This window comes from Streptomyces sp. NPDC058620 (assembly GCF_042717135.1).
Lineage (GTDB): Bacteria > Actinomycetota > Actinomycetes > Streptomycetales > Streptomycetaceae > Streptomyces.
In genome coordinates, this window is record NZ_JBHXQO010000054.1 from 15,618 (window position 1) to 41,372 (window position 25,755).

General features: G+C 71.0%; 22 protein-coding genes and 1 pseudogene. 11 read left to right on the forward strand and 12 right to left on the reverse strand.

What is annotated here, in order from left to right; translation table 11 throughout:
- Positions 1–132: 132 nt before the first annotated feature.
- Positions 133–828, forward strand: coding sequence for a TetR/AcrR family transcriptional regulator (locus tag ACFWSK_RS31115; RefSeq protein ID WP_383793446.1), 696 nt, complete (start codon positions 133–135; stop codon positions 826–828).
- Here ACFWSK_RS31115 and ACFWSK_RS31120 read toward each other — a convergent pair.
- The 4 genes and pseudogenes from ACFWSK_RS31120 to ACFWSK_RS31135 all read right to left on the reverse strand — a co-directional run bounded on the left by ACFWSK_RS31120 (position 804) and on the right by ACFWSK_RS31135 (position 5,068).
- The gene (locus tag ACFWSK_RS31120; protein ID WP_383793449.1) at positions 804–2,504 is read right to left on the reverse strand and encodes a methylmalonyl-CoA mutase; all 1,701 of its coding nucleotides are present in this window, start codon (positions 2,502–2,504) and stop codon (positions 804–806) included. The two genes, ACFWSK_RS31115 and ACFWSK_RS31120, sit on opposite strands and share 25 nt — an antisense overlap.
- Positions 2,505–2,678: 174 nt before the next feature.
- Complete coding sequence (locus ACFWSK_RS31125) at positions 2,679–3,011, reverse strand: DUF3817 domain-containing protein (protein WP_383793452.1); 333 nt, start codon at positions 3,009–3,011, stop codon at positions 2,679–2,681.
- Positions 3,012–3,110: 99 nt separating this feature from the next.
- Positions 3,111–3,620, reverse strand: coding sequence for a MarR family winged helix-turn-helix transcriptional regulator (locus ACFWSK_RS31130; RefSeq protein WP_383793455.1), 510 nt, complete (start codon positions 3,618–3,620; stop codon positions 3,111–3,113).
- Between the two features lie 9 nt (positions 3,621–3,629).
- Positions 3,630–5,068 (reverse strand): annotated as a pseudogene (locus ACFWSK_RS31135) (MFS transporter).
- Positions 5,069–5,141: 73 nt separating this feature from the next.
- Between ACFWSK_RS31135 and ACFWSK_RS31140 the strand changes: the two are divergent.
- Together ACFWSK_RS31140 and ACFWSK_RS31145 are read left to right on the forward strand one after the other, a co-directional pair.
- Positions 5,142–6,137 carry a DUF5937 family protein gene (locus tag ACFWSK_RS31140; protein ID WP_383793457.1) on the forward strand — a complete coding sequence of 332 codons (996 nt, stop codon included), beginning with the start codon at positions 5,142–5,144 and terminating at the stop codon, positions 6,135–6,137.
- An 85-nt stretch (positions 6,138–6,222) separates the two neighbouring features.
- Positions 6,223–7,245 carry a glycoside hydrolase family 6 protein gene (locus ACFWSK_RS31145; RefSeq protein ID WP_383793460.1) on the forward strand — a complete coding sequence of 341 codons (1,023 nt, stop codon included), beginning with the start codon at positions 6,223–6,225 and terminating at the stop codon, positions 7,243–7,245.
- Between the two features lie 21 nt (positions 7,246–7,266).
- On the opposite strand, the gene ACFWSK_RS31150 is transcribed toward ACFWSK_RS31145, so the two are convergent.
- The 4 genes from ACFWSK_RS31150 to ACFWSK_RS31165 form a co-directional block, all read right to left on the reverse strand.
- Complete coding sequence (locus ACFWSK_RS31150) at positions 7,267–9,219, reverse strand: galactose oxidase-like domain-containing protein (RefSeq protein ID WP_383793463.1); 1,953 nt, start codon at positions 9,217–9,219, stop codon at positions 7,267–7,269.
- A 3-nt stretch (positions 9,220–9,222) separates the two neighbouring features.
- Positions 9,223–11,034 (reverse strand): glycosyltransferase family 2 protein, encoded by a 1,812-nt coding sequence (locus tag ACFWSK_RS31155; protein WP_383793465.1) that lies wholly within the window; start codon positions 11,032–11,034, stop codon positions 9,223–9,225.
- 174 nt (positions 11,035–11,208) lie between these two features.
- Complete coding sequence (locus tag ACFWSK_RS31160; protein ID WP_383793467.1) at positions 11,209–11,502, reverse strand: MTH1187 family thiamine-binding protein; 294 nt, start codon at positions 11,500–11,502, stop codon at positions 11,209–11,211.
- Positions 11,499–11,846, reverse strand: a complete 348-nt coding sequence (locus tag ACFWSK_RS31165) for a DUF3817 domain-containing protein (RefSeq protein ID WP_383793470.1) — start codon at positions 11,844–11,846, stop codon at positions 11,499–11,501. Before ACFWSK_RS31165 ends, ACFWSK_RS31160 begins: the two co-directional genes overlap by 4 nt.
- Before the next feature lie 158 nt (positions 11,847–12,004).
- Here ACFWSK_RS31165 and ACFWSK_RS31170 point away from each other — a divergent pair, with 158 nt between their 5' ends.
- From ACFWSK_RS31170 to ACFWSK_RS31185, 4 genes are all read left to right on the forward strand, one after another.
- Complete coding sequence (locus tag ACFWSK_RS31170) at positions 12,005–12,637, forward strand: AIM24 family protein (RefSeq protein ID WP_383793503.1); 633 nt, start codon at positions 12,005–12,007, stop codon at positions 12,635–12,637.
- Positions 12,637–13,287, forward strand: a complete 651-nt coding sequence (locus ACFWSK_RS31175; protein WP_383793473.1) for an AIM24 family protein — start codon at positions 12,637–12,639, stop codon at positions 13,285–13,287. The genes ACFWSK_RS31170 and ACFWSK_RS31175 overlap by 1 nt, the downstream gene beginning before the upstream one ends.
- On the forward strand, positions 13,284–14,075 hold the full coding sequence (locus ACFWSK_RS31180) for an AIM24 family protein (protein ID WP_383793476.1): 792 nt from the start codon (positions 13,284–13,286) through the stop codon (positions 14,073–14,075). The genes ACFWSK_RS31175 and ACFWSK_RS31180 overlap by 4 nt, the downstream gene beginning before the upstream one ends.
- 149 nt (positions 14,076–14,224) lie before the next feature.
- The gene (locus ACFWSK_RS31185) at positions 14,225–14,701 is read left to right on the forward strand and encodes a MarR family winged helix-turn-helix transcriptional regulator (RefSeq protein ID WP_383793479.1); all 477 of its coding nucleotides are present in this window, start codon (positions 14,225–14,227) and stop codon (positions 14,699–14,701) included.
- A 62-nt stretch (positions 14,702–14,763) separates the two neighbouring features.
- Here ACFWSK_RS31185 and ACFWSK_RS31190 read toward each other — a convergent pair whose 3' ends face one another.
- On the reverse strand, positions 14,764–16,188 hold the full coding sequence (locus ACFWSK_RS31190; RefSeq protein WP_383793482.1) for an ATP-binding protein: 1,425 nt from the start codon (positions 16,186–16,188) through the stop codon (positions 14,764–14,766).
- Entirely contained in the window at positions 16,185–16,847 is a 663-nt protein-coding gene (locus ACFWSK_RS31195; RefSeq protein WP_383793485.1) for a response regulator transcription factor, read from the reverse strand. Before ACFWSK_RS31195 ends, ACFWSK_RS31190 begins: the two co-directional genes overlap by 4 nt.
- Positions 16,848–16,964: 117 nt before the next feature.
- Between ACFWSK_RS31195 and ACFWSK_RS31200 the strand changes: the two genes are divergently transcribed.
- On the forward strand, positions 16,965–17,618 hold the full coding sequence (locus tag ACFWSK_RS31200) for a PepSY domain-containing protein (protein ID WP_383793488.1): 654 nt from the start codon (positions 16,965–16,967) through the stop codon (positions 17,616–17,618).
- Positions 17,619–17,672: 54 nt separating this feature from the next.
- On the opposite strand, the gene meaB is transcribed toward ACFWSK_RS31200, so the two are convergent.
- A complete protein-coding gene (meaB, locus tag ACFWSK_RS31205) occupies positions 17,673–18,632 on the reverse strand; it encodes a methylmalonyl Co-A mutase-associated GTPase MeaB (protein WP_383793491.1) in 960 nt (319 codons plus the stop codon).
- 46 nt (positions 18,633–18,678) lie between these two features.
- Positions 18,679–19,881, reverse strand: a complete 1,203-nt coding sequence (locus ACFWSK_RS31210; protein ID WP_383793494.1) for an acetyl-CoA C-acetyltransferase — start codon at positions 19,879–19,881, stop codon at positions 18,679–18,681.
- A gap of 134 nt (positions 19,882–20,015) precedes the next feature.
- Here ACFWSK_RS31210 and mce point away from each other — a divergent pair, with 134 nt between their 5' ends.
- The 3 genes from mce (at position 20,016) to ACFWSK_RS31225 (ending at position 25,596) form a co-directional block, all read left to right on the forward strand.
- Positions 20,016–20,444, forward strand: a complete 429-nt coding sequence (gene mce, locus ACFWSK_RS31215; RefSeq protein ID WP_185298409.1) for a methylmalonyl-CoA epimerase — start codon at positions 20,016–20,018, stop codon at positions 20,442–20,444.
- Positions 20,445–20,609: 165 nt separating this feature from the next.
- Positions 20,610–24,473, forward strand: a complete 3,864-nt coding sequence (gene scy, locus ACFWSK_RS31220; RefSeq protein WP_383793498.1) for a polarized growth protein Scy — start codon at positions 20,610–20,612, stop codon at positions 24,471–24,473.
- A gap of 184 nt (positions 24,474–24,657) precedes the next feature.
- Positions 24,658–25,596, forward strand: coding sequence for a cellulose-binding protein (locus ACFWSK_RS31225; protein WP_383793500.1), 939 nt, complete (start codon positions 24,658–24,660; stop codon positions 25,594–25,596).
- Positions 25,597–25,755: the final 159 nt, after the last annotated feature.

Consider the following 25,755-nt stretch of genomic DNA (forward strand, 5'->3'; position numbering starts at 1 on the left):
CATGACCGTCGTCCTTACGCTACGACCCGTAGCGTAACTGCCGGACCCGCCCCTGGGACAGGAGGCGCCGGTGATCTGTCTCACTGTCACCGGGCACGGCGGACCGTACTTACTGGCGGGTATGGTCGCGGGATGCTGAGCCACAGCCACCCCAAAGCCTCCCGAACCGGGCGCCCGCGCAGTGCCGCGGCGGACGAGGCGATCCTGGAGGCGACCCGTGCGTCCCTCGTCGATCTCGGCTGGTCCAAGCTGACGATGGGTGACGTGGCCCTGCGCGCGGGGGTCGCCAAGACGACGCTCTACCGGCGCTGGGCGGGGAAGAACGAGCTGGTGGTGGATGCCGTCGCGGTTCTCTTCGACGAGCTGGAACTCCCCGATCTGGGCAGTCTGTCGGCCGATGTGCAGGGGGTCGTGCTCCAGTTCGCGGCGCTGCTGGAGCGGCCGGAGACCAAGACCGCGCTGATGGCGGTGGTCGCGGAGTCGACGCGCGACGAGGCGCTGCGGACCCGGATCCGGGATTCGATCGTGGAACGGCAGAAGCGGCTGGTGCTGCTGGGCCGGCAACGGGCCCAGCAGCGCGGGGAACTGCCCCCCGAGCCGGACGCGGCCACGGCGGCGCGCACCGCCGACCTGATCTTCGATGTGATCGCCGGGGCGGTGGTGCACCGGGCACTGGTGAGCGCCGAGCCCGTCGATGCCGACTGGGCCCAGCGCTTCACCGTGCTGCTGCTCGCGGGGCTGGGCGCCGCCGCGTCAGGCCAGAAGGGCCGGATGGATCAGGTGGATCGGACCGGTCGGGCGGATCAGAAGCCGGGCGGCTCCGTGTAGGTGCCCCACTCGTCGCGCAGGACGCCGCAGATCTCGCCGAGAGTCGCCTCGGCCCGTACGGCCTCCAGCATCGGCGCGATCATGTTCGAGCCGTCGCGTGCGGCGGCCAGCATCGCGTCGAGGGTGCTGCGGACCTTGGCGTCGTCGCGGCCGGCCTTGCGGCTGCCGAGTTCGCGCACCTGCTCCCGCTCGACCTCGTGGCTGACGCGGAGGATCTCCAGGTCGCCGGTGACGGAGCCGAGTGCGACGTTGACGCCGACGACCCGCTTGTCGCCCTTCTCCACCGAACGCTGGTAGGCGAAGGCGGACTCGGCGATCTCGCCGGTGAACCAGCCGTCTTCGATGCCGCGCAGGATGCCGGACGTCATAGGGCCGATCGGGTGCTTGCCGTCCGGGTGGGCCCGGGTGCCGCGCTCCCTGATCTGGTCGAAGATCTTCTCGGCTTCGGCCTCGATACGGTCGGTGAGCTGCTCGACGTACCAGGAGCCGCCCAGCGGGTCCGCCACGTTGGCGACGCCGGTCTCCTCCATCAGCACCTGCTGGGTGCGCAGGGCGATCTCGGCGGCCTGCTCGGAGGGGAGCGCGAGGGTCTCGTCGAGGGCGTTGGTGTGCAGCGAGTTGGTGCCGCCGAGGACGGCGGACAGGGCCTCGACCGCGGTCCTGACGACGTTGTTGTACGGCTGCTGGGCGGTGAGCGAGACACCGGCCGTCTGGGTGTGGAAGCGCAGCCACTGCGCCTTGTCGGTCTTCGCGCCGTACACCTCCTTCATCCAGCGGGCCCAGATGCGGCGGGCCGCGCGGAACTTGGCGATCTCCTCGAAGAAGTCGAGGTGCGCGTCGAAGAAGAAGGAGAGGCCGGGGGCGAAGGTGTCGACCTCCAGCCCGCGGGACAGGCCGAGCTCCACGTAGCCGAAGCCGTCGGCCAGGGTGTACGCGAGCTCCTGCGCGGCCGTGGCTCCGGCCTCGCGGATGTGGTAGCCGGAGACCGAGAGCGGCTTGTACGCGGGGATGTCGCGGGCGCAGTGCTCCATCAGGTCGCCGATGAGGCGCAGGTGGGGCTCCGGCTGGAAGAGCCACTCCTTCTGTGCGATGTACTCCTTGAAGATGTCGGTCTGGAGCGTGCCGTTCAGCACGGCCGGGTCGACACCCTGGCGCTCGGCGGCGACCAGGTACATGCAGAAGACGGGCACGGCGGGGCCACTGATCGTCATCGACGTCGTGACGTCGCCGAGCGGGATGTCCTTGAACAGGACCTCCATGTCGGCCGCGGAGTCGATGGCCACACCGCAGTGCCCGACCTCGCCGAGCGAGCGGGGCTCGTCGGAGTCGCGGCCCATCAGGGTCGGCATGTCGAAGGCGACACTGAGTCCGCCGCCGCCCGCGGCGAGGATCATCTTGTAGCGCTCGTTGGTCTGCTCGGCGTTGCCGAAGCCGGCGAACTGGCGGATGGTCCAGGTCCGGCCGCGGTAGCCGGTCGGGTGGAGTCCCCGGGTGAAGGGGTACTCACCGGGCCAGCCGATCCGCTCGAACCCCTCGTACGTATCACCGGGGCGTGGCCCGTACGCGGGCTCCACCGGGTCTCCGGAGAGCGTGGTGAAGTCCGCGTCACGCTTGCGGGCCTTGTCGTAACGGGCCTGCCAGCGTCGGCGGCCTTCCTCGATCGCGTCAGCGTCCATACCTCGAATTTACTAGGACGTCCTAGTAAATGTCGATGGCAAACCGCCCGGTGCTTCGCACGGGGCGGTTCGGGGTGACGCGGGGTGACGCGGGGTGACGCGGGGTGACGCGGGGTGACGCGGGGTGACGCGGGGTGACGCGGGGTGACGCGGGGTGACGCGGGGTGACGCGGATCAGACCTTGGCGTACTCGGTGCCGTTCCGGGCGATCAGCGGCTGAACCTCGCGGACGACCTTGCGCTCGACGAAGAACGCGGCCGTCGGGATGGTGCCGGAGACCAGCACCCAGAGCAGCTTGCCCATCGACCACTTCGCCTTGGAGCCGAGGTCGAAGGCGAAGACCAGATAGATGATGTAGAGGACACCGTGGACCTGCGAGACCACGAGCGTGATGCCCTCGCCGGTCCCGAATCCGTATTTGAAGATCATGCAGACGCAGAGGATCAGCAACATGACGGCGGTGACGTAGGCCATCACCCGATAGCGGGTCAGCACGCTGGATTTCATGCCAACGAGCGTAGCCCGAGGTCCGGGGCGATCTTGCAGCGCCCCGTGCGCGGCTCCAGCCGCCCTCCAACGCGGCCCCACCCGCCCTCGAACGCGGCTCTACTTGCCCTCGAAGTCCTTGGCCGCCACGCGCAGCGGGCGCAGCATCGCGAAGATCTCGGCGCACTCCTCGGAGTCGTACACCCCGAGCCCGAACTCCATCGCCATCAGGTCCCGGGTGGCCGACTCGACGACCTCACGACCCTTGTCCGTGATGGAGGCGAGCGTTCCGCGGCCGTCGTTCGGGTTGGGACGCTTGTCCACCAGACCGGATCTGACCAGGCGGTCGACCGTGTTCGTCACCGAGGTGGGGTGCACCATGAGGCGCTCGCCGATCTTGGACATCGGCAGCTCGCCGGCCTGGGAGAAGGTGAGCAGCACCAGCGCCTCGTAGCGCGCGAAGGTCAGCCCGTACGGCTTGACGACCGCGTCGACCTCGGCCAGCAGGATCTGCTGCGCCCGCATGATCGAGGTGATCGCACCCATCGAGGGCACGGGCCCCCAGCGTCGCTGCCAGAGTTCGTCGGCGCGGGCGATCGGATCGAAGGGAAGGCTGAGCGGCTTCGGCACGGCACGACCTTACCCACTGGTCACATGCCGGTCTGCCCCGTCTCGCACTTCGGTACCGGACTGCTGTTCGGAAGCCGTTCGGGGGCCGTTCGGCGTACCTCGACGATCAGCAGGAGGGTGCAAGCGGTGCCGATCACTCCGGATGCCGCGACGACCTGATGGACCGGGAAGAACTCCGCCGCGAGCCCGGCCAGCGCCATCCCGATGCCCTGAACCGTCATCAGCCCGGCCGTGAGCAGGGTCATGGCCCGCCCCCGGAGCTCCTGCGGCACGGCGTCGACGAACCACTGGTCGAGGCCGATGACGTACGCCGCTCCCATGCCGGCCAGCACGAGGGAGACCACGGTCAGGACCATGCCGGGCCGTACCGCGTACAGCACCAGGGGTACGAGACCGAAGGCCGCGACCGGCAGCACGATCCGGGATCGGGCCCGGGGGCTCAGCACGGACCCCGCGTACAGCTCAGCCCCGATGTGACCGACCGCCATGGCACACATCATCAGCCCGAGCGCGGCCGGGCCGACGCCGATCGCGTCCGCGTAAGGGGCGGCCAGCGCCTCCGGGGCGACGACGAACAGGGCGGGCACCCAGAACAGCAGCATCAGGGACCGGATTCTGCGGTCGGCGAGGATGGTCCGGGCGCCGGAGAGCGAGTCCTTCAGAAGGGCGCCGCCCCCCTCGCCGCCCGTGCGGGCGGGCCGGTCGCGGGTGCCGAAGCGCAGGAGCAGGGCCGAGCAGAGGAAGGTGGCCACGGTGATGGTGATCGCCCCGCGCGGTGTCAGCGCGGCGAGGAGGACACCGCCCACGCCGAAGCCGATGAGCAGCGCGCTCTGCGAGACGATCCGGAGCAGCGAGCGGCCCAGTACGTAGAGGTCTCCCTCGCCGAGGATGTCGGTGAGGGCGGCCATCCGCGTGCCGGTGAAGACCGGTGACACGGCGGCGACCAGGCAGCGCAGGACGAGAAGCCCGGCGACGGGCGTGCCCGGCAGGATCATGACGGTGACGCAGGCGGCACAGATCAGGTCGCAGGTGACGAGGACCCGGCGGGCCGGGTAGCGGTCGGCGACCCCTGCGAAGAGCGTGCCGCCGACGAGGTACGGGAGGAAGCCGAGCGCGAAGGTGAGGGCACTGAGCAGGGGCGAGCCGGTGAGCTCGTAGACGAGGAAGGTCAGGGCCAGTTCGCTGACCACGACACCGAGCAGGGACAGCAGGTGCGCGGCGAACACGGCCCGGAACTCCCGTACCGCGAACACGGCCAGATAGCCCTGCGGGGCGGTCCCCGACGGGGAGACGTCCGCGTCGGGCCCCGGCTGCGGGGGCTCCCGGAGCGCTTCCGCGGGGCCCGGGCCGGGGAGGGCGGTGCGCTCCGGGAGCGGGGCCGGGGGCGGCACCTCGGTGGCGGGCTGGTCGCGGGGGCTGCCCGCCGGGGTGTGAGTGTCGCTCGGCATGCACGCAGCTTGCGGGGGCGTACCGGCCCTTCCGTAGACTTTCGGCTGACGCCGAAAGTCCGGGAGGAGACGCGTGCCGTTTCATCTGCACTTCGAAGAGAGCGACCTGCTCCGCTGCCGGTTCGCGCTCTCGCCGCTCTGGGAGACCCAGGCGGCCGTACGCCTCCTGTCCCGCCCCGGCCAGCACGGCTACCACCTGCCCTGGCTGCGCCGCATCCGCGAGAGCGCCGCGACGGTGGACCTGTCACCGCTCTGGCTGCTGATGCCGGACGGCGGGCACAACCCGGACTTCATCTCCCTGCCGCCCCGCGGACCGGTCACCACCTTCGAGGAGGAGATCGCCCAGGTGCGCGCGGTCGAACCGGCCATGGCCCGCGAGGACATGGCGCTGGCGCTCGCGGACCGGCCGGGCGGCCTGGAATCCGCCACCGGGCGGCGCTTGCTTGCCGACCCCGCGCGGGCCGTCCAGGAGCTGGCCGACCTGCTGGAGCGGGCCTGGCACGTCCTGGTCGAGCCGCACTGGCCACGGCTGCGCGCGCTGCTGGAGGCGGACATCGCCTACCACTCACGCCGTCTCGCCGAGGTCGGCTTCGAACGGCTGCTCGGCGAGGTGAGTCCGCGGCTGCGCTGGACGGACTCCACCCTCACGGTGGTGGGGACGAACGGAAACCACACCCGGGCCCTGGGCGGCCAGGGGCTCGTCCTGATGCCGAGCGTCTTCGTCTGGCCGGAGGTGGTCGGCGGCTACGAGGCGCCGTGGCAGCCCGCGGTCATCTACCCGGCCCGCGGCATCGGCGGGCTGTGGACGGAGGCCGGCGAGCGCACCCCCGACCCCCTGGCCCGGCTCCTCGGCCGGGCCCGTGCGGACGTGCTGTGCGCACTCGACGAACCGGCCGGGACGAGCACACTGGCGCACCGGCTCTCGCTCGCCCCGTCCACCGTGTCGGAGCATCTGTCGGTGCTGCGCGCGGCCGGGCTGCTGACCTCGCGGCGGTACGGACACCAGGTGCTGTACGAGCGCACACCGCTCGGTATCGCGCTGTCGGTGTCGGACCACCACTCAGCGTGACCGTTATGTCACGATTGATCACGCTTGTGTGACCGTCCACGCGCTGCCGTCGCCTGCCCGTGCGCCACTGTCCCGAGGGGGCTGGATGTCCGGCCGCAGAACCTTTCCCGTATGCACCACCGTGGCCCTTGCCGCCGCCCTGGCGGCGGGCTGCTCCTCGCCGTCGTCCGGCCCCGGGGAGGCGCCCACCCACGCCGGTGAGGTGCGGGGCGGGGCGGCGCCGAGCGCCGCCGCCCCGTACTGGGTGGACCCGGACAGCGACGCCGCCCGCCAGGTCCGCATCTGGGAGAAGCAGGGCCGCACCGAGGACGCCAAGATCCTCAAGCGGATCTCCACCCGCCCCGTCGCGGACTGGCCCGCCGGTGACGAGCCGGCCGCCGGGATCCGCGCCGCCGTCCGCGGCGCCGCCAGGAGAGACCAGAGCGTGCTGCTGGTCGCGTACAACATCCCGCACCGCGACTGCGGCGCCTACTCGGCGGGCGGCGCCGCCGACGCGGACGTCTACCGCGGGTGGATCGGCGCGTTCGCCGACGCCATCGGCAACGCCCCCGCCACCGTCGTCCTGGAGCCCGACGCACTCCCCCACATCGTGGACGGCTGCACCCCGGCGAAGAACCACGACGAGCGCTTCATGCTCCTCTCGGAGGCCGTCGGCACCCTGAGGAAACTGCCCCGGACCAAGGTCTACATCGACGCGGGCAACCCCGACTGGATCAACGACCCGTCCAAACTGGCCGAGCCGCTCCGGCGTGCCGGGATCGACCGGGCCGACGGCTTCGCACTCAACGTCGCCAACTTCCAGTCGAACGCCACGGTGAGGTCGTACGGAGCCAGGCTCTCCGCCCTCGTGGGCGGCGCCCATTTCGTGATCGACACCAGCCGCAACGGCAACGGCCCCCTGTCCGGAGACCGTGCCGAAGCCTGGTGCAACCCGCCGGGGCGGGCCCTGGGCACACCCCCGGCCACCCGCACCGGTGACGACGGGCTCGACGCCTACCTGTGGATCAAGCGGCCCGGCGACTCGGACGGCACCTGCCGCGGCGGCCCGGCGGCGGGTACCTGGTGGCCGGACTACGCCCTGGGCCTGGCCACGCGCGCCAAGTCCTGAGCCCGCCCGGCCACCGTCCGCTCAGCCGACCTCGACCCACTTCGCCTCGGACGGCGTTCCGTCCGTGTCGGTGACGAAGAGCATGTACCAGCCGGGCGGCACCAGCGTGGCGTCGTCCGGCAGCTCCACCGTCACCGCGCCCCGGCCCTTCGTCAGACCGAGCCCGACCGAACGCTGCTCCACGTCCGTGGTGTGCGTGACGGCACTCGGCCGCATCAGCCGGGCGGTCGCGATCTTCGCGGAGTCGCCGACCTCGAAGGTGGCGCTGCCACCCCGTACGACGTCCTGGGGCCCGGCACCGATCACCGGCCGCCCGCCCCTCCCGTGCAGTGAGGGCGGCGTGTAGATCTCCATCCGCTGCTCGAACCTGCCGAGCTTGGTGTTGTCCTTGTCGCCGTACAGCGAGTCGGAACCGAAGGTCGCCACGCGCCCGTCCGGCAGGAGCAGGGCCTCCGAGTGGTAGTTGCGGCCGACGGTCGGTTCGGCCGCCTCCTTGAAGGAGTTGGTCTTCGGGTCGTAGAACTGCGCCTTGAGGATGTTGCTGGCGCCGCGCCCCCGGTAGTCCGCCGATCCGCCGCTGGTGAAGACGGTGTCGTCGGGCATGATCACGCTGTTCAGATAGCGGGTGCCCTGCGGAAGGTCCGGCCCCTTCTCGAAGACCGGGATGTCGGCCTTCAGATCGACGATCGCGGTCCGCGCGGTCGACTTCTTGGACTCGCCCACCCCGCCGCCGCCGAGGATCATCACCCTCTGGTTCTGCGCCGGCGGCAGCATCAGGGAGGCCGCGGTCTCGGTCTCCTCGGTGTCGGTCAGCCCCTCGACCTCGGTGAAGTTGTTCGTCCTCAGGTCCCACAGCCCCGGGACCCGGCCCTTGTCGGCGGGCCCGTACCCGGCGTTGGCACCCGGGTAGAAGAGCTTGCCGCCCTTGGCCAGGAAGAGCGCGGGGTAGGTCGGAAAGTAGCGGAAGGGACCCTTGGACCACTTCTTCGTCTTCGGGTCGTAGATCTCGTTGTCCCCGGGCAGGATCGCGCCCACGTCGTCGAGCCCGGAGACGGCGAGCACCCTGCCGTCCTCCAGGCCGACGAGCGTCGGATACCAGCGCGCCTCCTTCATCGGGTCGACGCGTATGTACTTCTCGGCCGTCGGATCGAATTCGTACGCCGCCCTGATCCCCTGGAAGTCCTGCTTGTCCATGGTGATCTTCTCGGCGAGACCGTACGCGTTGTCGGCGGCCTTGCCCTTCAGCCCCTCGATCTCGTACTGGGCGGCCTCGGTGGTCACCGCCTGCGGGCCGTCCTTCCGGGACTCCACGAAGACCCGCGCCTCCGCGGCGGTCACCTTGGTCCTCCACGGCTTCATCTGGCCGCTCTCGGAGTAGTCGACCTCGAATTCGCGCGTGGCCTTCGGCACCGTCACGTCGAACTGCGAGACGTACTCGACGCCGGACGGTGAACGGAAGACGGTGCCCTTCTTGAGGGTGAGGGGCTTGTCCGGGTTCTCGTTCTTCACCCGCATCCCGCCGCCGGCCCGCTTCACCCTGTCGTCGAGGACCTCGTAGCGCGCGGTGCCGCCCGCGATCAGCAGCCTGCCGTCCGGGAGCGCCGCGTGGCCGCCGCAGAAGAAGTCCTCGGGCGTGGCGATCTTCTTGAAGACGTTCGGCTTCGGGTCCCACAGGATCGTGTCGAACGTGCCCTCGTCGAAGTTCCTCTCGTCGTTGCCCGATCCCGCGACGATCAGCACCTTGCCGGTGTGCAGCAGGGCGGCGTGAATGGCGTTCGTGCGGTACTCGTCCGGGATGTCCACCCGGTCCCAGGAGCCGTACCGGGCCTTGTAGGCAGGCTGGTCGATCTTGTACGCGTGGTACCGGTCCTCGGCGAAGGAGAGTGCCGCAGGAGCGTTGAGTCCGGCGAGCACCACGATCGCACCGCCGCCCAGGAGCGTCTTCTTCATCCGTTTCGAGGGCGTGTACGCCATGCCTCAGTTCCCTCCTGCGGGGGTGGTGGACGCGGTGCCGGCCGCCGAAGCCGTGGTGGTCGTGGCCGTGGTGGTCGTGGTGGTGACGTAGGCGGACTCGGGCGCCTTCACCGGTACGGGCACGACCCCGCGGGCCCGGCTGCGGCGTTCCTGCCAGGCCGTCCACGCCCACACGGCGACCGGGGACACGGAGACGGCGAGGGCCAGCACGGCCCAGGTGCGCATCGCCGCATGGGTGTGGCCCAGCTGGACCGAGGCGATGAGCGAGCTCAGCAGCACGGCCGCCCAGAAGAGGTGGATACGGAAGGTGAGGAGCCGGTCGGGACTGGTCCGGCCGCCCTTGGGAGTGACGACGAAGCGGCCGTCGGTGCGCAGGACGGCCGAGCCGAGCGACCTCAGATAGATCGGCGCGGAGAGCGCGGACATCGCCATGCCCGCCAGCCCGCCCGATCCCTCGGGTTCGTGCGGCGAGACGTTGTGGCGCCGGTTCCAGAGGTAGAGGCCGATCTGGAGCGCGGCCGCGTCGCTGTAGAGCATCAGCCAGATGGAGGCGGCGACCTGGGTGCCGGAGGCCCCGAGCCAGAGGAACAGCACACAGCTCAGTACGCCCAGCAGCCAGTTCACCGCGGTCATCGGGTAGTACACGAGCATCAGGGTGTAGCTGAGGAGCCTGCCGGGCGGGACCCGGAACAGCGCCTTCCCGTACTGCCGGAACAGCGTCTCGTACGTCCCCCTCGACCAGCGCAGCTGCTGGGAGAAGAAGTCGGTCCAGGAGGCGGGGCCCTCACCGACGGCCAGCACGTCCGGGGTGTAGACCGAGCGCCAGTACCTCCCGGTCAGGGGGTTGCGGCGGCGGTGGATCTCGAAGCCGGTCGCCATGTCCTCGGTGATCGAGTCGTAGAGTCCGCCGACCTGGCGCAGCGCCGTGATCCGTACGACGTTGTTGGTGCCGACGAACATGGGGGCGCCGTAGCGGTTGCCCGCGCGCTGGATCAGCGCGTGGAAGAGGAACTGCTGCGACTCGGCGGCCTTCGTGACCGCCGAGTCGTAGTTCCCGTACACCTGCGGTCCGACGACGAAGGCGATGTCGGGGTCCCGGAAGTAGCCCGTCATCCGCTCCAGGAAGTTGGGCATCGGGACGTGGTCGGTGTCGACGGAGGCGAAGAAGTCGTAGCCGTCCCCGTGCATGGCGAGCCAGGCGTTGTAGTTGCCGTGCTTCGTCCGTGCCTTGTGGACGCCCGTCCTGCGGTTCCACTCGGGCACCCCGTTCCGGGTGAAGTGGTGCACGCCCAGTTCGGCGCAGAGCATCCTGGCCGCCGGGTCGTCGCCCTCGTCGAGCAGCCAGATGTCCAGCGGTCCGTCGTGGTGCATCCGCGCGGCGCCCTGGAGGGTGGCCCGCACCATTGAGAGGGGTTCCTTGCCGGGCACGTACGTGGTGAGGAACGCGACCCGCCTGCCCGGCTCGGGCCTGACCGGGACCGGGTCCCGGGCGACCAGCGTGGCGTGCGCCACGGAGACGACGTTGACCAGCATGAACAGCTCGATCAGGCCGATCGAGGCGAGCATCACCGCGTCGGCCCAGATGAGCCAGCGTTCACCGTTCTCGCGCTCGGTCCAGTGCGTGGGCCAGACCAGGTACAGGAGCAGCAGGCCGGTGAGCACCGGGGCCAGCGTCATCAGGAGGACTGCCCTTATTCGGTGCTTCTCCGTCGACAGCAGACTCCGGTACCGCACCCGGTAGCCTGCCGCCTCCGGTTCCGTGAGCGGACCCGCGAGCCGGCTGTGGGTGTCGTAGTCGTAGCCCTCCGACCGCACCGTGCCTCCAAGTGTCGAGCGGATTGGTAACCCCAACAGAAGGGGACTCCCAACGGCGTGTCGACTCGACAGGTCCGAGTGAGGGGTTTTTGAACCGGAACGCGAGAGGCCCCCGGCCGTGTGGCGGCGGGGGCCTTTCGGGTGAACGCGGAGCTGTGAGACGCGGAGGGGGCGTCAGCCCGCCAGGTGCCGTTCCACCGTCTCGACCTTGGACGTCAGGCCGTCGGTGACGCCCGGACGGATGTCGGCCTTCAGTACCAGGGAGACGCGTCCGGCGCGTGCCTCGACAGCGGCGACAGCCCGCTTGACGACGTCCATGACCTCGTCCCACTCACCTTCGATGGAGGTGAACATGGCGTCGGTGCGGTTGGGCAGCCCGGACTCGCGGACCACGCGCACCGCGTCGGCGACGTACTCGCCGACGTCCTCACCGACACCGACCGGGGAGACCGAGAAGGCGACGATCATGCGACCACGCCCTCGCGGCGGGCCCGGCCGGCGATGACGCCGTCGGACTCGTAGCGCTTGATGAGCTTGTCGCCGTACAGCCCGCCGAAGGGCAGGAGCGCGAGCACGAAGAACAGCGCGACGCGCTTCAGCGGCCACTTGGCCTTGACCCACACGTCCAGGAGCAGCACCGCGTAGATCACGAACAGCACGCCGTGAATGATGCCGAGCGGCATCATCAGGAAGTCGATGTCCGAGACACGGCTGAGGATCGAGCCGAAGAGGATGAGCGCCGGGAAGGAGAGCGCCTCGGGAACCGAGATGAGGCGCAGCCGGTGCAGGGCGGAAGCGGTCTTGATGTCCACGAGGGCACCTTCGGTGGGAGGACGGTGACGGCTTGTGAACGCAGGCACAAGCTCGACCCATTGTGGCATCGTCGCGGACCTGGCCGGGGAGCGGGGTGGCCACGTGCCCGGGGGCCCTGTCCGCTTCGCGCCACTCCGGCTACCGTCTAGGCGTGGCGATGTTCAGGCTCCAAGGCGGCAAGACGCTCGCCGTCGACCTCACGGGCGACGGCGTCAAGGCGAAGAACGGCTCGATGGTCGCGTACGACGGCCGGATGGCCTTCAAGAAGATGTCAGGCGGCGGTGAGGGCATCCGCGGCATGGTGACCCGCCGGCTGACCGGCGAGCAGATGACCATGATGGAGGTGACGGGCCAGGGCACCTGCTACTTCGCGGACCGGGCCAGCGAGATCAGCCTGGTCACCCTGCGGGGCGACAAGCTGTACGTCGAGGCGAGCAATCTGCTCGCCACCGACGGCGGGCTGCGCACCGGCACCACCTTCACCGGCCTGCGCGGCGGGGCGAGCGGCAACGGCCTGTTCACCACGACCGTCGAGGGCACGGGCCAGGCGGCGATCATGTCGGACGGCACGGCGGTGGTGCTGCGGGTGACGACCCAGTACCCGCTGAGCGTCGACCCGGGCGCCTACATCGCCCATCAGGGCAACCTCCAGCAGCACCTCCAGTCCGGCGTGAACTTCCGCACACTGATGGGCGAGGGTTCCGGCGAGTCCTTCCAGATCCGCTTCGAGGGCGAGGGCCTGGTCTACGTGCAGCCCAGCGAGCGCAACACCCTCGGGGGCGATGTCTGATGCCGTTCCGGGAGATCAACTCGAAGATGGTCGAGGCCACGGTGGTCCCTGGCCAGAAGATGTACAGCCAGCGCGGCGCGATGCTCGCCTACCGCGGCGACGTCTCGTTCACCCCGAACACGCAGGGCGGCCAGGGCGGCCTGGCCTCGATGATCGGCCGGCGGGTGGCCAACGAGGCGACCCCGCTGATGACGGTCGAGGGCAACGGCACGGTGATGTTCGGCCACGGCGGCCACCACATCCAGGTGATCAGCCTGACCGGCGACACCCTCTACGTGGAGGCGGACCGGCTGCTCGCCTTCGACGGGACGCTCCAGCAGGGCACGATGTTCATGGGCTCGCAGGGCGGGGTCATGGGGATGGTTCGCGGCCAGGTGACCGGGCAGGGCCTGTTCACCACGAGCCTCAAGGGCCACGGCTCCGTCGCGGTGATGGCCCACGGCGGAGTGATCGAGCTGCCGGTCACACCCGGCCGCGAGGTGCATGTGGACCCGCAGGCGTACGTCGCCCACCACGGCGACGTACGCAACAAGCTCTCCACCGCGCTCGGCTGGCGCGACATGGTGGGCCGCGGCTCCGGCGAGGCGTTCCAGCTGGAGCTCAGCGGCAGTGGTGCGGTGTACGTCCAGGCGTCGGAGGAGAAGCTGTGAGCACGCCCGTGATCCACGACCCGATGACGCTGCCGTCCGACGACAACGTCAACGCGTACACCTTCTGCGTGGAGCTCAAGGGGAGCCAGTGGTTCCTGCAGAAGGGCAAGATGATCGCCTACTACGGGCACATCGAGTTCAACGGCATCGGGCACGGCCGCTTCGAGCGCCTGATCCGTACGAGTTTCCACTCGCCGCTGCACGCGAGCGACTGGGTGGTGGCCGAGGGCAGCGGCAAGATGCTGCTCGCGGACCGGGCCTTCGATGTGAACTCCTTCGACCTGGAGAACGGGAACCTCACGATCCGCTCCGGCAATCTGCTGGCCTACCAGCCGACGCTGGCGCTGAAGCAGTCGATCGTGCCGGGCTTCGTGACGCTGATCGGTACGGGGAAGTTCGTGGCCGCGTCCAACGGTCCCGTGGTCTTCATGGAGCCGCCGCTGCGGGTCGACCCGCAGGCGCTGGTCGGCTGGGCGGACTGCCCCTCGCCCTGCCACCACTACGACCACGGCTACATGTCGGGCGTGATGGGCGGGCTGCGGTCGCTCACGGGGATCGGCGGCGCCTCGGGCGAGGAGCACCAGTTCGAGTTCGTCGGGGCGGGGACGGTGCTGCTCCAGTCGACCGAGGTGCTGATGGCCGAGCAGCCGTCGGGCGCGGTGCCGCAGCAGGCCGGGGTGCCGGGCGGCGGGCAGCATTCGCCCGGTGCGGGTGGTGCGGGTCAACATGGCTCCGCGCCCCGTCTCCCAGGCCAGCTGGGGGACCTCCAGCGTCGCTTCGGCTTGTGAACGGTAGGCTGCGGAGTGTGACGTCGAACGTCTGCGCCCAGCCTTCGGTCCTTGCCTTGCGGCCGCAGGAAGCCCTTCGCCAGCGCGCGTGCCGGGCGTCACACCCTCACACTTCGTCCGGCTTTCAACTTCTTAGGTAGAATCCATACATGGAGACCGAGACGGCCACTCGCTGGCTGAGCGACGCTGAGCAGTGCGCCTGGCGCACCCACCTGGACGTCAGCAGGCTGCTGATGCACCAGCTGGAGAAGGACCTCCAGCCGTTCGGCCTGACCAACAACGACTACGAGATCCTGGTCAACCTGTCGGAGTCGGAGGACCAGCGCATGCGGATGAGCGACCTCGCCGCATCGACGCTGCAGTCCAAGAGCCGGCTCTCGCACCAGATCACCCGCATGGAGACCACGGGCCTGGTCCGCCGCGAGAACTGCGAGTCCGACCGGCGCGGCCTGTACGCGGTGCTCACCGAGCTGGGCGCGGAGACCATGCAGAAGGTCGCGCCGCACCATGTCGCATCGGTGCGCAAGCACTTCATGGACCTGCTGTCCCCGGAGGCGCTGGCGGAGCTGCACACCGCGCTGGCCCCGATCGCGGACCACCTGCGAGGACGGCGCGGCAAGCCGTAACCGTCGTCCTCGAGCGCCGGACGGGCCCGGTTGTGCCCGCCCGGCGCTTGAGGGCAGGGCGTTCAGGCGGACCGGGGCAGCCGGAGGCGGAACCGCGCGCCGCCCTCCGGGGCCGCGCCCACCGTCAGGGTGCCGCCGTGGCGGGCCGCCACGTCCCGGGCGATGGCGAGGCCCAGACCCGCCCCGCCGTCGTCCCGGCTGCGCGCGTCGTCCAGCCGTACGAACCGCTCGAAGATCCGCTCCCGCTCGGCCTCCGGAACCCCCGCCCCGTCATCGGTGACGTCGACGAGCACCGCGTCCCGCTCCGCGCTCACCGCGATGGCGACCGAACGCTCCGCATGCCGCTCCGCGTTGTCCAGCAGATTGCCGATCACCCGGGCCAGCTGTCCGCGTGAACCCCTCACTTCGAGCGACTCGGCGTCCGGCACGTACACCCTGACCGGAACCCGGTCACCGGTGCGCTGCGACACCTCCTCGCGGACCAGCGCGCCCAGATCGACCGCCGCGCGCCCCGGCCGCTCCCCCGCGTCCAGACGGGCCAGCAGCAGCAGATCGGCGGCCAGGTCCTGAAGCCGTACGGTGTCCGCGACCGCCCCCGGCAGATCCAGCAGCTCCGGATGCGCGGCGCCCACCTCCAGCTGGGTGCGCAGCGAGGCGATCGGGCTGCGCAGCTCGTGCGAGGCGTCCGCCACGAAGCGCCGCTGCCGGCCCACCGAGGCTTCCAGCACGGTCAGCGTCTCGTTGGTGGTACGGGCCAGCCTGGCGATCTCGTCGCGCGAGCCGGGCTCCGGCACCCGGCGGCCCAGGTCCTCGGACGCGGTGATCGCCGCCAGTTCCCGCCGGATGCCCTCCACGGGGCGCAGCGCGCGACGGGTCACCAGCCAGGTCACCCCGGCGACGACGAGCAGCAGGACGGGCAGTCCGGTCAGCATGGCGCCGCGCACGGTGCTCACGGCCTCCTGCTCGGCCGCGAGCGGGGCGCCAGCGTGGACGGTCAGGGTCAGCCCGGCGGATGTCGTCGCCTCGACGGAGGCGAACCGGTAGTCGGCCGTCTCGCCGTCGACCGTGGCCGTGCCGTTGGCGAAGTCCGGTTCGTCGGACGAGACTTCCCGGCGGGCCGGCTCGTTGCGGTCGTCGTCCCCGTCGTCATCGTCGTCGTCCCCGGACGCCGCCGCCGGGACCGGGGTGACCCGCTCCGTACCGGTCCCGGAGATCGCCTCCAGGTCCGTGGAGACGGCCACCAGCCGCCCGTCCTCATCGGTCACCTGGACCGGGTGGGCGTCCTCGTCCCCCATGTCGAGCTCGTCGTAGGGCCTGTCGAGGGCGAGCTGCCCGGCCACCTCCCGGGCGGCCACCTCCGCCTCCAGGCCGGCGCGGTCGGTGAGGTTGGCACGCAGGACGAGGAGCACGGCGAGTCCGGCGCCGGTCAGCGCGACGGCGACGACCAGGGTGGCGCCCAGCGCGGCCCTGGCCCGTACGGACCTCACAGCGCCTCCAGCCGGTAGCCCGCGCCGCGTACGGTACGGATGGCCGCCGCGCCGAGCTTGCGCCGCAGGGCGCTGATGTAGACCTCGACGATGTTCGGGTCGCCGTCGTAGGCGAAGTCCCACACGTGCTCCAGGATGTCCGCCTTGCTCACCACCGCGCCCGCCCGCAGAGCGAGCTGCTCCAGCACGGCGAACTCCTTGGTGGTCAGCGTGATCTCGTCCTCGCCCCGGTGCACCCGCCGGGCGGCGGTGTCCATGCGCAGGGAGCCGACGGCCAGGACGGGCGAGGGGGAGCCGCTGCCGCGCCTGCGGAGCAGCGCCCTGACCCGGGCGACCAGCACGACGTAGCTGAACGGCTTGGTCAGGTAGTCGTCGGCGCCCGTGTCGAGCCCCTCGGCCTCGTCGTACTCCCCGTCCTTGGCGGTCAGCATCAGGATCGGCACCTCGTGGCCCGCGGCGCGCAGGGCGGCGCAGACCCGGTAGCCGTTCATACCGGGCAGCATGATGTCGAGGACGACGAGGTCGTACGTCCCCTCCCCCGCCCGGTGCAGCCCTTCGAGGCCGTCGTGCACGACATCCACGGCGAAACCTTCGGCGGTGAGTCCCCCGGCCAGGGACATCGCCAGCCGCTTCTCGTCCTCCACGATCAACAAGCGCATGGGCACAGCGTCGCAAACCGAACCTGAAGACGCCTTCAGGTGGCTTCAGGCTGCGTTCAGCATCGCCCCGGCAGTGTGGCTCACGTCGAACCGCACAGCTCTCGGGGAGGAACCCTCATGAAGCGCAACATCGCCATCGCCGCAGTCACCGCGGCCGTACTCGTCGGCGGCGGAGCCGTCGCCACCGCCGCCTTCGCGGACGACGACCGCAGCGGTACGAGCACGGGCACCAGGACCACGGACGGCGGCAGCGGGAGCGGGAGCGGCAGGGCCGGCTCGGAAAGCACGGGGCGCACCGGCACGGTGATCACCGTCGACAAGGCCACGGCGGCCGCGCTCAGGGCCGTTCCCGGCACGGTCACCGACGCCGAGCTGGACGACGAGGACGACAAGGACCGGCTCGTCTGGGAGGTCGACGTGTACGGCTCCGACAAGGTGTGGCACGACGTGACCGTGGACGCGTACAAGGCGCAGGTGCTCGCCGACCGCGAGGACGACGACAACGACGACCGCGACCGGCACGCCCCCAGGTCCGCGGCCGTCCCGCTGAACGACGCGATCGACGCCGCTCTCGCGGAGCGGGCGGGCACGGTGACGTCCGTCGGTCTGGACGACGACGATGACGACGACCGCCGCAGCGGCGCGCTCCGCTGGGACGTGGACATCGAGGGCAAGGACGGCAGGGGGTACGAGCTGACCGTCGACGCCGGGAACGGGAACGTCACGGTGGACCAGGACGACACGGACGACGACCGGGACGACGACAACTGATCCGCCCCACGGTTCCGGACCGGCCCGCACGCCGCCCCGGAACCGTCCCGCGGGTCACTCCCGGCCGGTGAGCCCCGTCACCAGCTCGTCGGCCGCCGCGTACGGGTCGAGCCGGCCCGCCACGATGCGTTCGGCGAGCGCGTCCAGACGGCGGTCGCCGTGCAGATCGGCGATGCGCTCGCGCAGGGCGGTGACGGCGATCGTCTCGACCTCGTGGGCCGCACGCGCGGTGCGCCGCGCGGTCAGCACCCCGTGCTCCTCCATCCACGCCCGGTGCTTCTCCAGGGCCTCGACGACCTCGTCGATGCCCTCGCCCCGGGCGGCGACCGTCTTCACGATCGGCGGACGCCAGTCACCGGGCCCCCGGGTCTCCCCGAGGCCCAGCATGTGGTTGAGCTCGCGGGCGGTGGCGTCGGCGCCGTCCCGGTCGGCCTTGTTGACGACGTACACATCGCCGATCTCCAGGATTCCGGCCTTCGCCGCCTGGATGCCGTCGCCCATGCCGGGCGCCAGCAGGACGACGGAGGTGTCGGCCTGGGAGGCGATCTCCACCTCCGACTGCCCGACGCCGACCGTCTCCACGAGGATCACGTCGCAGCCCGCCGCGTCCAGCACGCGGATCGCCTGCGGGGCCGACCAGGCGAGGCCGCCGAGATGGCCGCGGGTGGCCATGGAACGGATGTAGACGCCCGGGTCGGACGCGTGGTCCGACATCCGGATCCGGTCGCCGAGGAGCGCACCCCCGGAGAACGGCGAGGACGGGTCGACGGCGAGGACGCCGACCCGCTTACCGGCACGCCGGTAAGCGGAGACCAGCGCCGACGTCGATGTCGACTTACCGACACCCGGCGAGCCGGTGAGCCCGACGACGTACGCGTTCCCGGCCAGCGGTGCCAGCGCCGCCATCACCTCGCGCAGTTGCGGCGAAGCCCCCTCAACCAGGGAGATCAGCCGGGCCACGGCCCGCGGCCTGCCCTCCCGCGCCTGCTCGACCAGGGTGGGGACGTCCACCATCACCGCTCCGTTCACTCGTAGGGCCGTGTCTGCTCGGGTACGCGGTCTACTTGGGTACGCGGATGATCAGCGCGTCGCCCTGACCGCCACCGCCGCACAGCGCCGCCGCACCCGTGCCGCCGCCGCGGCGCTTCAGCTCCAGGGCGAGGTGCAGGACGACGCGGGCACCGGACATCCCGATGGGGTGGCCGAGCGCGATGGCGCCGCCGTTGACGTTGACCTTGTCGGGCGTGACGCCGAGGTCCTTCATCGACTGGACGGCGACGGCCGCGAACGCCTCGTTGATCTCGATCAGATCGAGGTCCTCGACCTCCAGGCCGTCCTTCTTGAGGGCGTGCCGGATGGCGTTGGACGGCTGCGACTGGAGCGAGTTGTCCGGGCCCGCCACATTGCCGTGGGCGCCGATCTCGGCGATCCAGTCCAGGCCGAGCTCCTCGGCCTTGGCCTTGCTCATGACGACGACGGCGGCGGCGCCGTCGGAGATCTGCGAGGAGGTGCCCGCGGTGATCGTGCCGTCCTTGGCGAAGGCGGGGCGCAGCTTTCCGAGGGACTCCACGGTCGTCTCGGCGCGGATGCCCTCGTCCTTGGAGAAGAGCACCGGGTCGCCCTTGCGCTGCGGAATCTCGACCGGGGTGATCTCGGCCTCGAAGATGCCGTTCTTCTGGGCGGCGGCCGCGCGCTGGTGGGACAGCGCCGCGATCTCGTCCTGGGCCGCGCGGGCGAGGCCGAGACGGGTGTTGTGCTTCTCGGTGGACTCACCCATCGCGATGTTCTCGAAGGCGTCGGTGAGACCGTCGTGGGCCATCGCGTCGAGCATCTCGATCGCACCGTACTTGTAGCCCTCGCGGGACTTCGGCAGCAGGTGCGGCGCGTTCGTCATGGACTCCTGGCCACCGGCCACCACGACGTCGAATTCACCTGCGCGGATGAGCTGGTCGGCGAGCGCGATCGCGTCGAGCCCCGAGAGACAGACCTTGTTGACCGTGAGCGCGGGCACGTTCATCGGGATGCCGGCCTTGACGGCGGCCTGGCGCGCCGGGATCTGCCCCGCCCCGGCCTGGAGGACCTGGCCCATGATCACGTACTCGACCTGGTCGCCGCCGATGCCGGCCCGGTCCAGCGCGGCCTTGATGGCGACGCCGCCGAGGTCGGCTCCCGAGAAGGACTTGAGGGAGCCGAGGAGGCGGCCCATGGGCGTCCGGGCGCCCGCGACGATCACAGAAGTGGTGGTACCGGTCGTTCCTGACATGGGCACGGCCCCTAGGGGTGAGAAGTGAACGAGGGTTTACACGAATGTACTGAGCGGTACCCCGCCCGTCATCCGGCAGCGGGTGTGATCGCGCGCACGTTGCGTAACCATCGACGGGGCGTTGCACTGGTTCCATGCTGACGCGAATCGACCACATCGGGATCGCCTGTTTCGACCTCGACACAACTGTCGAGTTCTACCGCTCGACCTACGGGTTCGAAGTGTTCCACTCCGAGATCAACGAGGAGCAGGGCGTGAGGGAGGCCATGCTCAAGATCAACGATACGTCCGACGGCGGCGCCTCCTATCTCCAGCTGCTCGAGCCGACCCGGGAGGACTCGGCCGTGGGCAAGTGGCTGGCCAAGAACGGGGAGGGCGTCCATCACATCGCCTTCGGTACGGCGGACGTGGACGGGGACGCCGCGGACATCCGTGAGAAGGGTGTGCGGGTGCTGTACGACGAGCCCAGGACCGGGTCGATGGGCTCCCGGATCACGTTCCTGCACCCGAAGGACTGCCACGGTGTCCTCACGGAACTGGTCACGTCCCGGACGGAGCACTGACCACGGGATACCCGGCCCGGTAGAGTGGGCGGTTCCGGGCCGGGGCCGGGCCGGGGCCGCGCCGCGTCCCTGCCGTTGATCTGTCACCATTCCCCGGGGGACCGTTCGTGAGACGAGCGGTGCTCGTTTGGAGAATTGCGACCAGGGGACGGATGGGACCGCGCAGTGCGGGGCTACGAACGCCAGGAGAGCCACCGAGCTGAAGACGACCATCTCTCGCGGTTCGAAGCCGAGATGGACCGGCTGAAAACCGACCGGGAGAAGGCCGTCCAGCACGCCGAGGACCTCGGTTACCAGGTCGAGGTCTTGCGTGCCAAGCTGCACGAGGCCCGGCGCAATCTCGCGAGCCGTCCCGCCTACGACAGCGCGGACCTCGGCTACCAGGCCGAACAGCTGCTCCGTAATGCCCAGATCCAGGCCGATCAGCTGCGCACCGACGCCGAGCGCGAGCTGCGTGACGTCCGGGCCCAGACGCAGCGGATCCTTCAGGAGCACGCGGAGCACCAGGCCCGCCTCCAGGCCGAGTTGCACGCCGAGGCCGTACAACGCCGCCAGCGGCTCGACCAGGAGCTGGCCGAGCGCCGCCAGACCGTCGAGTCCCACGTCAACGAGAACGTCGCCTGGGCCGAACAGCTGCGCGCCCGCACCGAGTCGCAGGCCCGCCGGCTCCTGGAGGAGTCCCGCGCCGAGGCCGAGCAGGCGCTCGCGGCCGCCCGGGCCGAAGCCAACCGGATCGCGGACGAGACCCGCCAACGGCTGGGCTCCGAGGCCGAGTCGGCCCGCGCCGAAGCCGAAGCGATCCTGCTGCGGGCCCGCAGGGACGCCGAACGGCTGATCAACGCCGCGTCGGACCAGGCCCAGGAGGCCACCTCCCACGCCGAGCAACTGCGCACCTCGACAACGGCGGAGACCCAGCAGACCCGGCAGCAGACCGCTGAGCTGAACAGGGCCGCCGAGCAGCGCATGCAGGAGGCCGAGACGCAGCTGCGCGAGGCCCGCCTGGAGGCCGACAAGGTCGTCACCGAGGCGAAGGAGGCCGCGTCGAAGCGGCTGGCCGGCGCCGAGTCGCAGAACGAACAGCGCACCCGTACGGCCAAGTCGGAGATCGCCCGGCTGGTCGGCGAGGCCACGAAGGACGCCGAAGCGCTCAAGGCGGAGGCCGAGCAGGCGCTCGCCGACGCCCGCGCCGAAGCCGACCGGCTCAAGTCCGAGGCATCCGAGAAGGCCCGCACCGCCGCTGCCGAGGACACCGCGGCCCAGCTCGCCAAGGCGGCCAGGACGGCCGAGGAGGTGCTGACGAAGGCGTCCGAGGACGCGAGGTCCACCACCAGGGCGGCGAGCGAGGAAGCCGACCGCATCCGCCGCGAGGCGGAGGCCGAGGCCGACCGGCTGCGCGGCGAGGCCGCCGAGCAGGCGGACCAGCTCAAGGGCGCGGCCAAGGACGACACCAAGGAGTACCGGGCCAAGACGGTCGAGCTTCAGGAGGAGGCGCGCCGGCTGCGCGGCGAGGCCGAGCAGCTGCGTTCCGAGGCGGTCGCCGAGGGCGAGCGCATCCGCGGCGAGGCCCGCCGCGAGGCCGTCCAGCAGATCGAGGAAGGTGCGCGCACCGCCGAGGAGCTGCTGACCAAGGCCAAGGCGGACGCCGACGAGCTGCGTACCTCCGCGGGCGCCGAGAGCGACCGGGTCCGTTCCGAGGCGACCGAGCGTTCCGCCGCCCTGCGCAAGCAGGCGGAGGAGACCCTGGAGCGCGCCCTCGCCGAGGCCGAGCGGCTGCGGACCGAGGCCGAGGAGCAGGCCGGGTCGACCACGTCCGCCGCCGAGCGGGCTGCGGCGGAGCTCCGCGAGGACACCGAGCGGGCGGTCGCCGCCCGTCGGACCGAGGCCGCCGACGAGCTCACCCGGCTGCACGCCGAGGCCGAGAAGCGCGTCGCCGCCGCCGAGGAGGCGCTCGGCGAGGCCCGTACCGAGGCGGAGCGCGTACGCCTCGAAGCGAACGAGGAGGCCGAGCGCCTGCGCGCGGAGGCCGCCGAGCGGCTGCGTACCCTCCGGGAGCAGGCCGAGACCGAGGCCGAGCGGCTGCGCACCGAAGCCGCCGCCGACGCCGCGCAGTCCCGCGCGGAGGGCGAGTCCGTCGCCGTACGGCTGCGCACCGAGGCGGCCACCGAGGCCGAGCGCCTCAAGTCCGAGGCGCAGGAGAGCGCCGCCCGGGTGCGCGCCGAGGCAGCGGCAGCGGCCGAGCGGGTCGGCACGGAGGCCGCCGAGGCCCTCGCCGCCGCCCAGGAGGAGGCGAACCGGCGCCGCCGCGAGGCCGAGGAGACGCTCGGTGCCGCACGCGCCGAGGCCGACCAGGAGCGCGAGCGGGCCCGCGAGCAGAGCGAGGAACTCCTCGCCTCGGCCCGCAAGCGGGTCGAGGAGGCCCAGACCGAGGCCCAGCGCCTGGTCGAGGAGGCGGACCGCCGGGCGACCGAGATGGTCTCCGCCGCCGAGCAGACCGCACAGCAGGTACGGGACTCCGTCGCCGGTCTCCAAGAGCAGGCCGAGCAGGAGATCGCCGGACTGCGCTCCACCGCCGAGCACGTCGCCGAGCGGACCAGGACCGAGGCGCAGGAGGAGGCCGACCGCGTCCGCGCGGACGCCTACGCGGAGCGGGAGCGTGCCACCGAGGACGCCAACCGCATCCGCCGCGTCGCGAACGAGGAGACCGAGGCGGCGAAGGCGCTGGCCGAACGCACGGTCTCCGAGGCGATCACCGAGGCCGAGCGGATGCGCGCGGACACCTCGGAGTACAGCCAGCGGGTCCGTACCGAAGCGTCCGACGCCCTCGCATCGGCGGAACAGGACGCCTCGCGCTCCCGTGCCGAAGCCCGCGACGACGCCAACCGCATCCGCGGCGAGGCGGCGGCGCAGGCCGACCGGCTCATCGGCGAGGCGACCAGCGAGAGCGAGCGGGTCCTCACCGAGACGACGGCACAGTCGGAGCGCCTCGTCCGCGAGGCCACCGAAGAAGCCGAGCGGCTGCGCGCGGAGGCCACCGAGCGGAGCAACCAGCTCGTCGGCGACGCCACCAACGAGGCCGAGCGCCTGCGTGCGGAGGCGGCGGAGACCGTCGGTTCGGCACAGGAGCACGCGGCACGGACCCGTGCCGAGTCCGAACGGGTGCGCAGCGAAGCGGAGTCGGCTGCCGAGCGGATGCGCTCGGAGGCACGCCAGGAGGCGGACCGCATGCTCGACGAGGCACGCGAGGCCGCCGCGAAGCGCCGTGCCGACGCCGCCGAGCAGGCCGACCAGCTCATCAACAAGGCCCAGGAGGAGGCGCTGCGCGCCGCCACCGAGGCCGAGGAGCAGGCGGACACGATGGTCGGCGTGGCCCGCAAGGAAGCCCTGCGGATCACCTCGGAGGCGACGGTCGAGGGCAACACCCTGGTGGAGCGGGCCCGTACGGACGCCGACGAGCTGCTGGTCGGCGCCCGCCGCGATGCCACCGCCACCAGGGAACGGGCCGAGGAGCTCCGGACTCGTCTGGAGAGCGAGATCGAGGAACTGCACGAGCGGGCCCGCCGCGAGACCTCCGAACAGATGAAGACCGCCGGCGAGCGCGTCGACAAGCTGATGAAGGCGGCGACGGAGCAGCGCGAGGAGGCAGCGGCGAAGGCCAAGGAGCTGCTGGCGGACGCGAATTCGGAGGCGAGCAAGGTCCGGATCGCCGCGGTGAAGCGCGCCGAGTCGCTCCTCAAGGAGGCCGAGCTCAAGAAGGCGACCCTGATTCGCGAGGCCGAGAAACTGCGTGCCGAGGCGGAGGCCGAGGCGAAGCAGACGGTGGACGAGGGCCGGCGCGAGCTCGATGTGCTCGTGCGCAGGCGCGAGGACATCAACGCCGAGATTTCCCGTGTCCAGGACGTGCTCGAAGCGTTGGAGTCTTTCGAGGCGCCGACAGGGGGCGGGAAGGTGGCCAACGGGAGTACACCCGGTGGTGTCAAGGCCGGAGCGACGGCGGCCAACCGTTCGGGTGGCAAGTCGTCCGACGGCTAGCCGGTCAACCGCGTCACATGCTTCGACATGAACATTCAACCCTTCGAGTGGCAAGCACTCCGGAGGTCAGCCACTCAAAAGGGGTGTCATTCTCCAGATCAAAGCGGCATCTGCACGTTGACACGCCGCTCAGGCCCCTAGGATTCCCCCTATCACCTCACCGGTCTCATTCGACAGGAAACCCATGAGCGACCCTTCCTCCCCCTTCGGCTTCGAGCTCGTGCGACGTGGCTACGACCGCGGTCAGGTGGACGACCGCATTACCAAGCTCGTCGCCGACCGTGATAGTGCCCTGGCCCGAATCACCTCTCTGGAAAAGCGCATCGAGGAGCTCCACCTCGAAACGCAGAACGCCCAGGCCCAGGTCAACGACGCAGAGCCGTCGTACGCCGGTCTGGGTGCGCGCGTCGAGAAGATTCTCCGCCTCGCCGAGGAGGAGGCGAAGGACCTGCGCGAGGAGGCCCGTCGCGCCGCCGAGCAGCACCGTGAGCTGGCCGAGTCGGCCGCCCAGCAGGTGCGCAACGACGCGGAGTCGTTCTCCGCCGAGCGCAAGGCGAAGGCCGAGGACGAGGGCGTTCGCATCGTCGAGAAGGCCAAGGGTGAGGCGAACACGCTGCGCACCGAGGCGCAGAAGGACGCTCAGCAGAAGCGCGAGGAGGCCGACGCCCTCTTCGAGGAGACCCGCGCCAAGGCCGCCCAGGCCGCCGCGGACTTCGAGACGAACCTGGCGAAGCGCCGCGAGCAGTCGGAGCGCGACCTCGCGTCCCGTCAGGCGAAGGCGGAGAAGCGTCTCGCCGAGATCGAGCACCGCGCCGAGCAGCTCCGCCTGGAGGCCGAGAAGCTCCGCACGGACGCCGAGCGCAGGGCGCGTCAGACGGTGGAGACGGCGCAGCGCCAGGCCGAGGACATCGTGGCCGACGCGAACGCCAAGGCCGACCGCATCCGCAGCGAGTCGGAGCGCGAGCTCGCGGCGCTCACCAACCGCCGCGACTCGATCAACGCGCAGCTGACCAACGTCCGCGAGATGCTGGCGACGCTGACGGGTGCCGCGGTTGCCGCCGCCAGCTCCCCGGTGGACGACGAGCCCGCCACCCGTGGGGTTCCGGCTCAGCAGACCCGCTGACCCCGGAGTACCGCAGCTGTACCACCCGGCAAGCTCCCGCGCGCCCGGTTCCGCCCGTGTGGTGGGGGCGGGGGGGGGGGCGGTGGAGGGGGGGGGGCGGTTGGAGGCGGGGGCTTTTAAAAAAAAAAAAACCCCCCCGACAGGTCAAAAACAGGGGTG

Bases quoted from the DNA above. Each gene is read 5' to 3' on its own strand.
- ACFWSK_RS31115 (WP_383793446.1), top strand. From the start codon at position 133: ATGCTGAGCCACAGCCACCCCAAAGCCTCCCGAACCGGGCGCCCGCGC.
- ACFWSK_RS31120 (WP_383793449.1), bottom strand. From the start codon at position 2,504: ATGGACGCTGACGCGATCGAGGAAGGCCGCCGACGCTGGCAGGCCCGT.
- ACFWSK_RS31125 (WP_383793452.1), bottom strand. From the start codon at position 3,011: ATGAAATCCAGCGTGCTGACCCGCTATCGGGTGATGGCCTACGTCACC.
- ACFWSK_RS31145 (WP_383793460.1), top strand. From the start codon at position 6,223: ATGTCCGGCCGCAGAACCTTTCCCGTATGCACCACCGTGGCCCTTGCC.
- ACFWSK_RS31150 (WP_383793463.1), bottom strand. From the start codon at position 9,219: ATGGCGTACACGCCCTCGAAACGGATGAAGAAGACGCTCCTGGGCGGC.
- ACFWSK_RS31160 (WP_383793467.1), bottom strand. From the start codon at position 11,502: ATGATCGTCGCCTTCTCGGTCTCCCCGGTCGGTGTCGGTGAGGACGTC.
- ACFWSK_RS31170 (WP_383793503.1), top strand. From the start codon at position 12,005: ATGTTCAGGCTCCAAGGCGGCAAGACGCTCGCCGTCGACCTCACGGGC.
- ACFWSK_RS31175 (WP_383793473.1), top strand. From the start codon at position 12,637: ATGCCGTTCCGGGAGATCAACTCGAAGATGGTCGAGGCCACGGTGGTC.
- ACFWSK_RS31185 (WP_383793479.1), top strand. From the start codon at position 14,225: ATGGAGACCGAGACGGCCACTCGCTGGCTGAGCGACGCTGAGCAGTGC.
- ACFWSK_RS31195 (WP_383793485.1), bottom strand. From the start codon at position 16,847: ATGCGCTTGTTGATCGTGGAGGACGAGAAGCGGCTGGCGATGTCCCTG.
- ACFWSK_RS31200 (WP_383793488.1), top strand. From the start codon at position 16,965: ATGAAGCGCAACATCGCCATCGCCGCAGTCACCGCGGCCGTACTCGTC.
- meaB (WP_383793491.1), bottom strand. From the start codon at position 18,632: ATGGTGGACGTCCCCACCCTGGTCGAGCAGGCGCGGGAGGGCAGGCCG.
- ACFWSK_RS31210 (WP_383793494.1), bottom strand. From the start codon at position 19,881: ATGTCAGGAACGACCGGTACCACCACTTCTGTGATCGTCGCGGGCGCC.
- mce (WP_185298409.1), top strand. From the start codon at position 20,016: ATGCTGACGCGAATCGACCACATCGGGATCGCCTGTTTCGACCTCGAC.
- ACFWSK_RS31225 (WP_383793500.1), top strand. From the start codon at position 24,658: ATGAGCGACCCTTCCTCCCCCTTCGGCTTCGAGCTCGTGCGACGTGGC.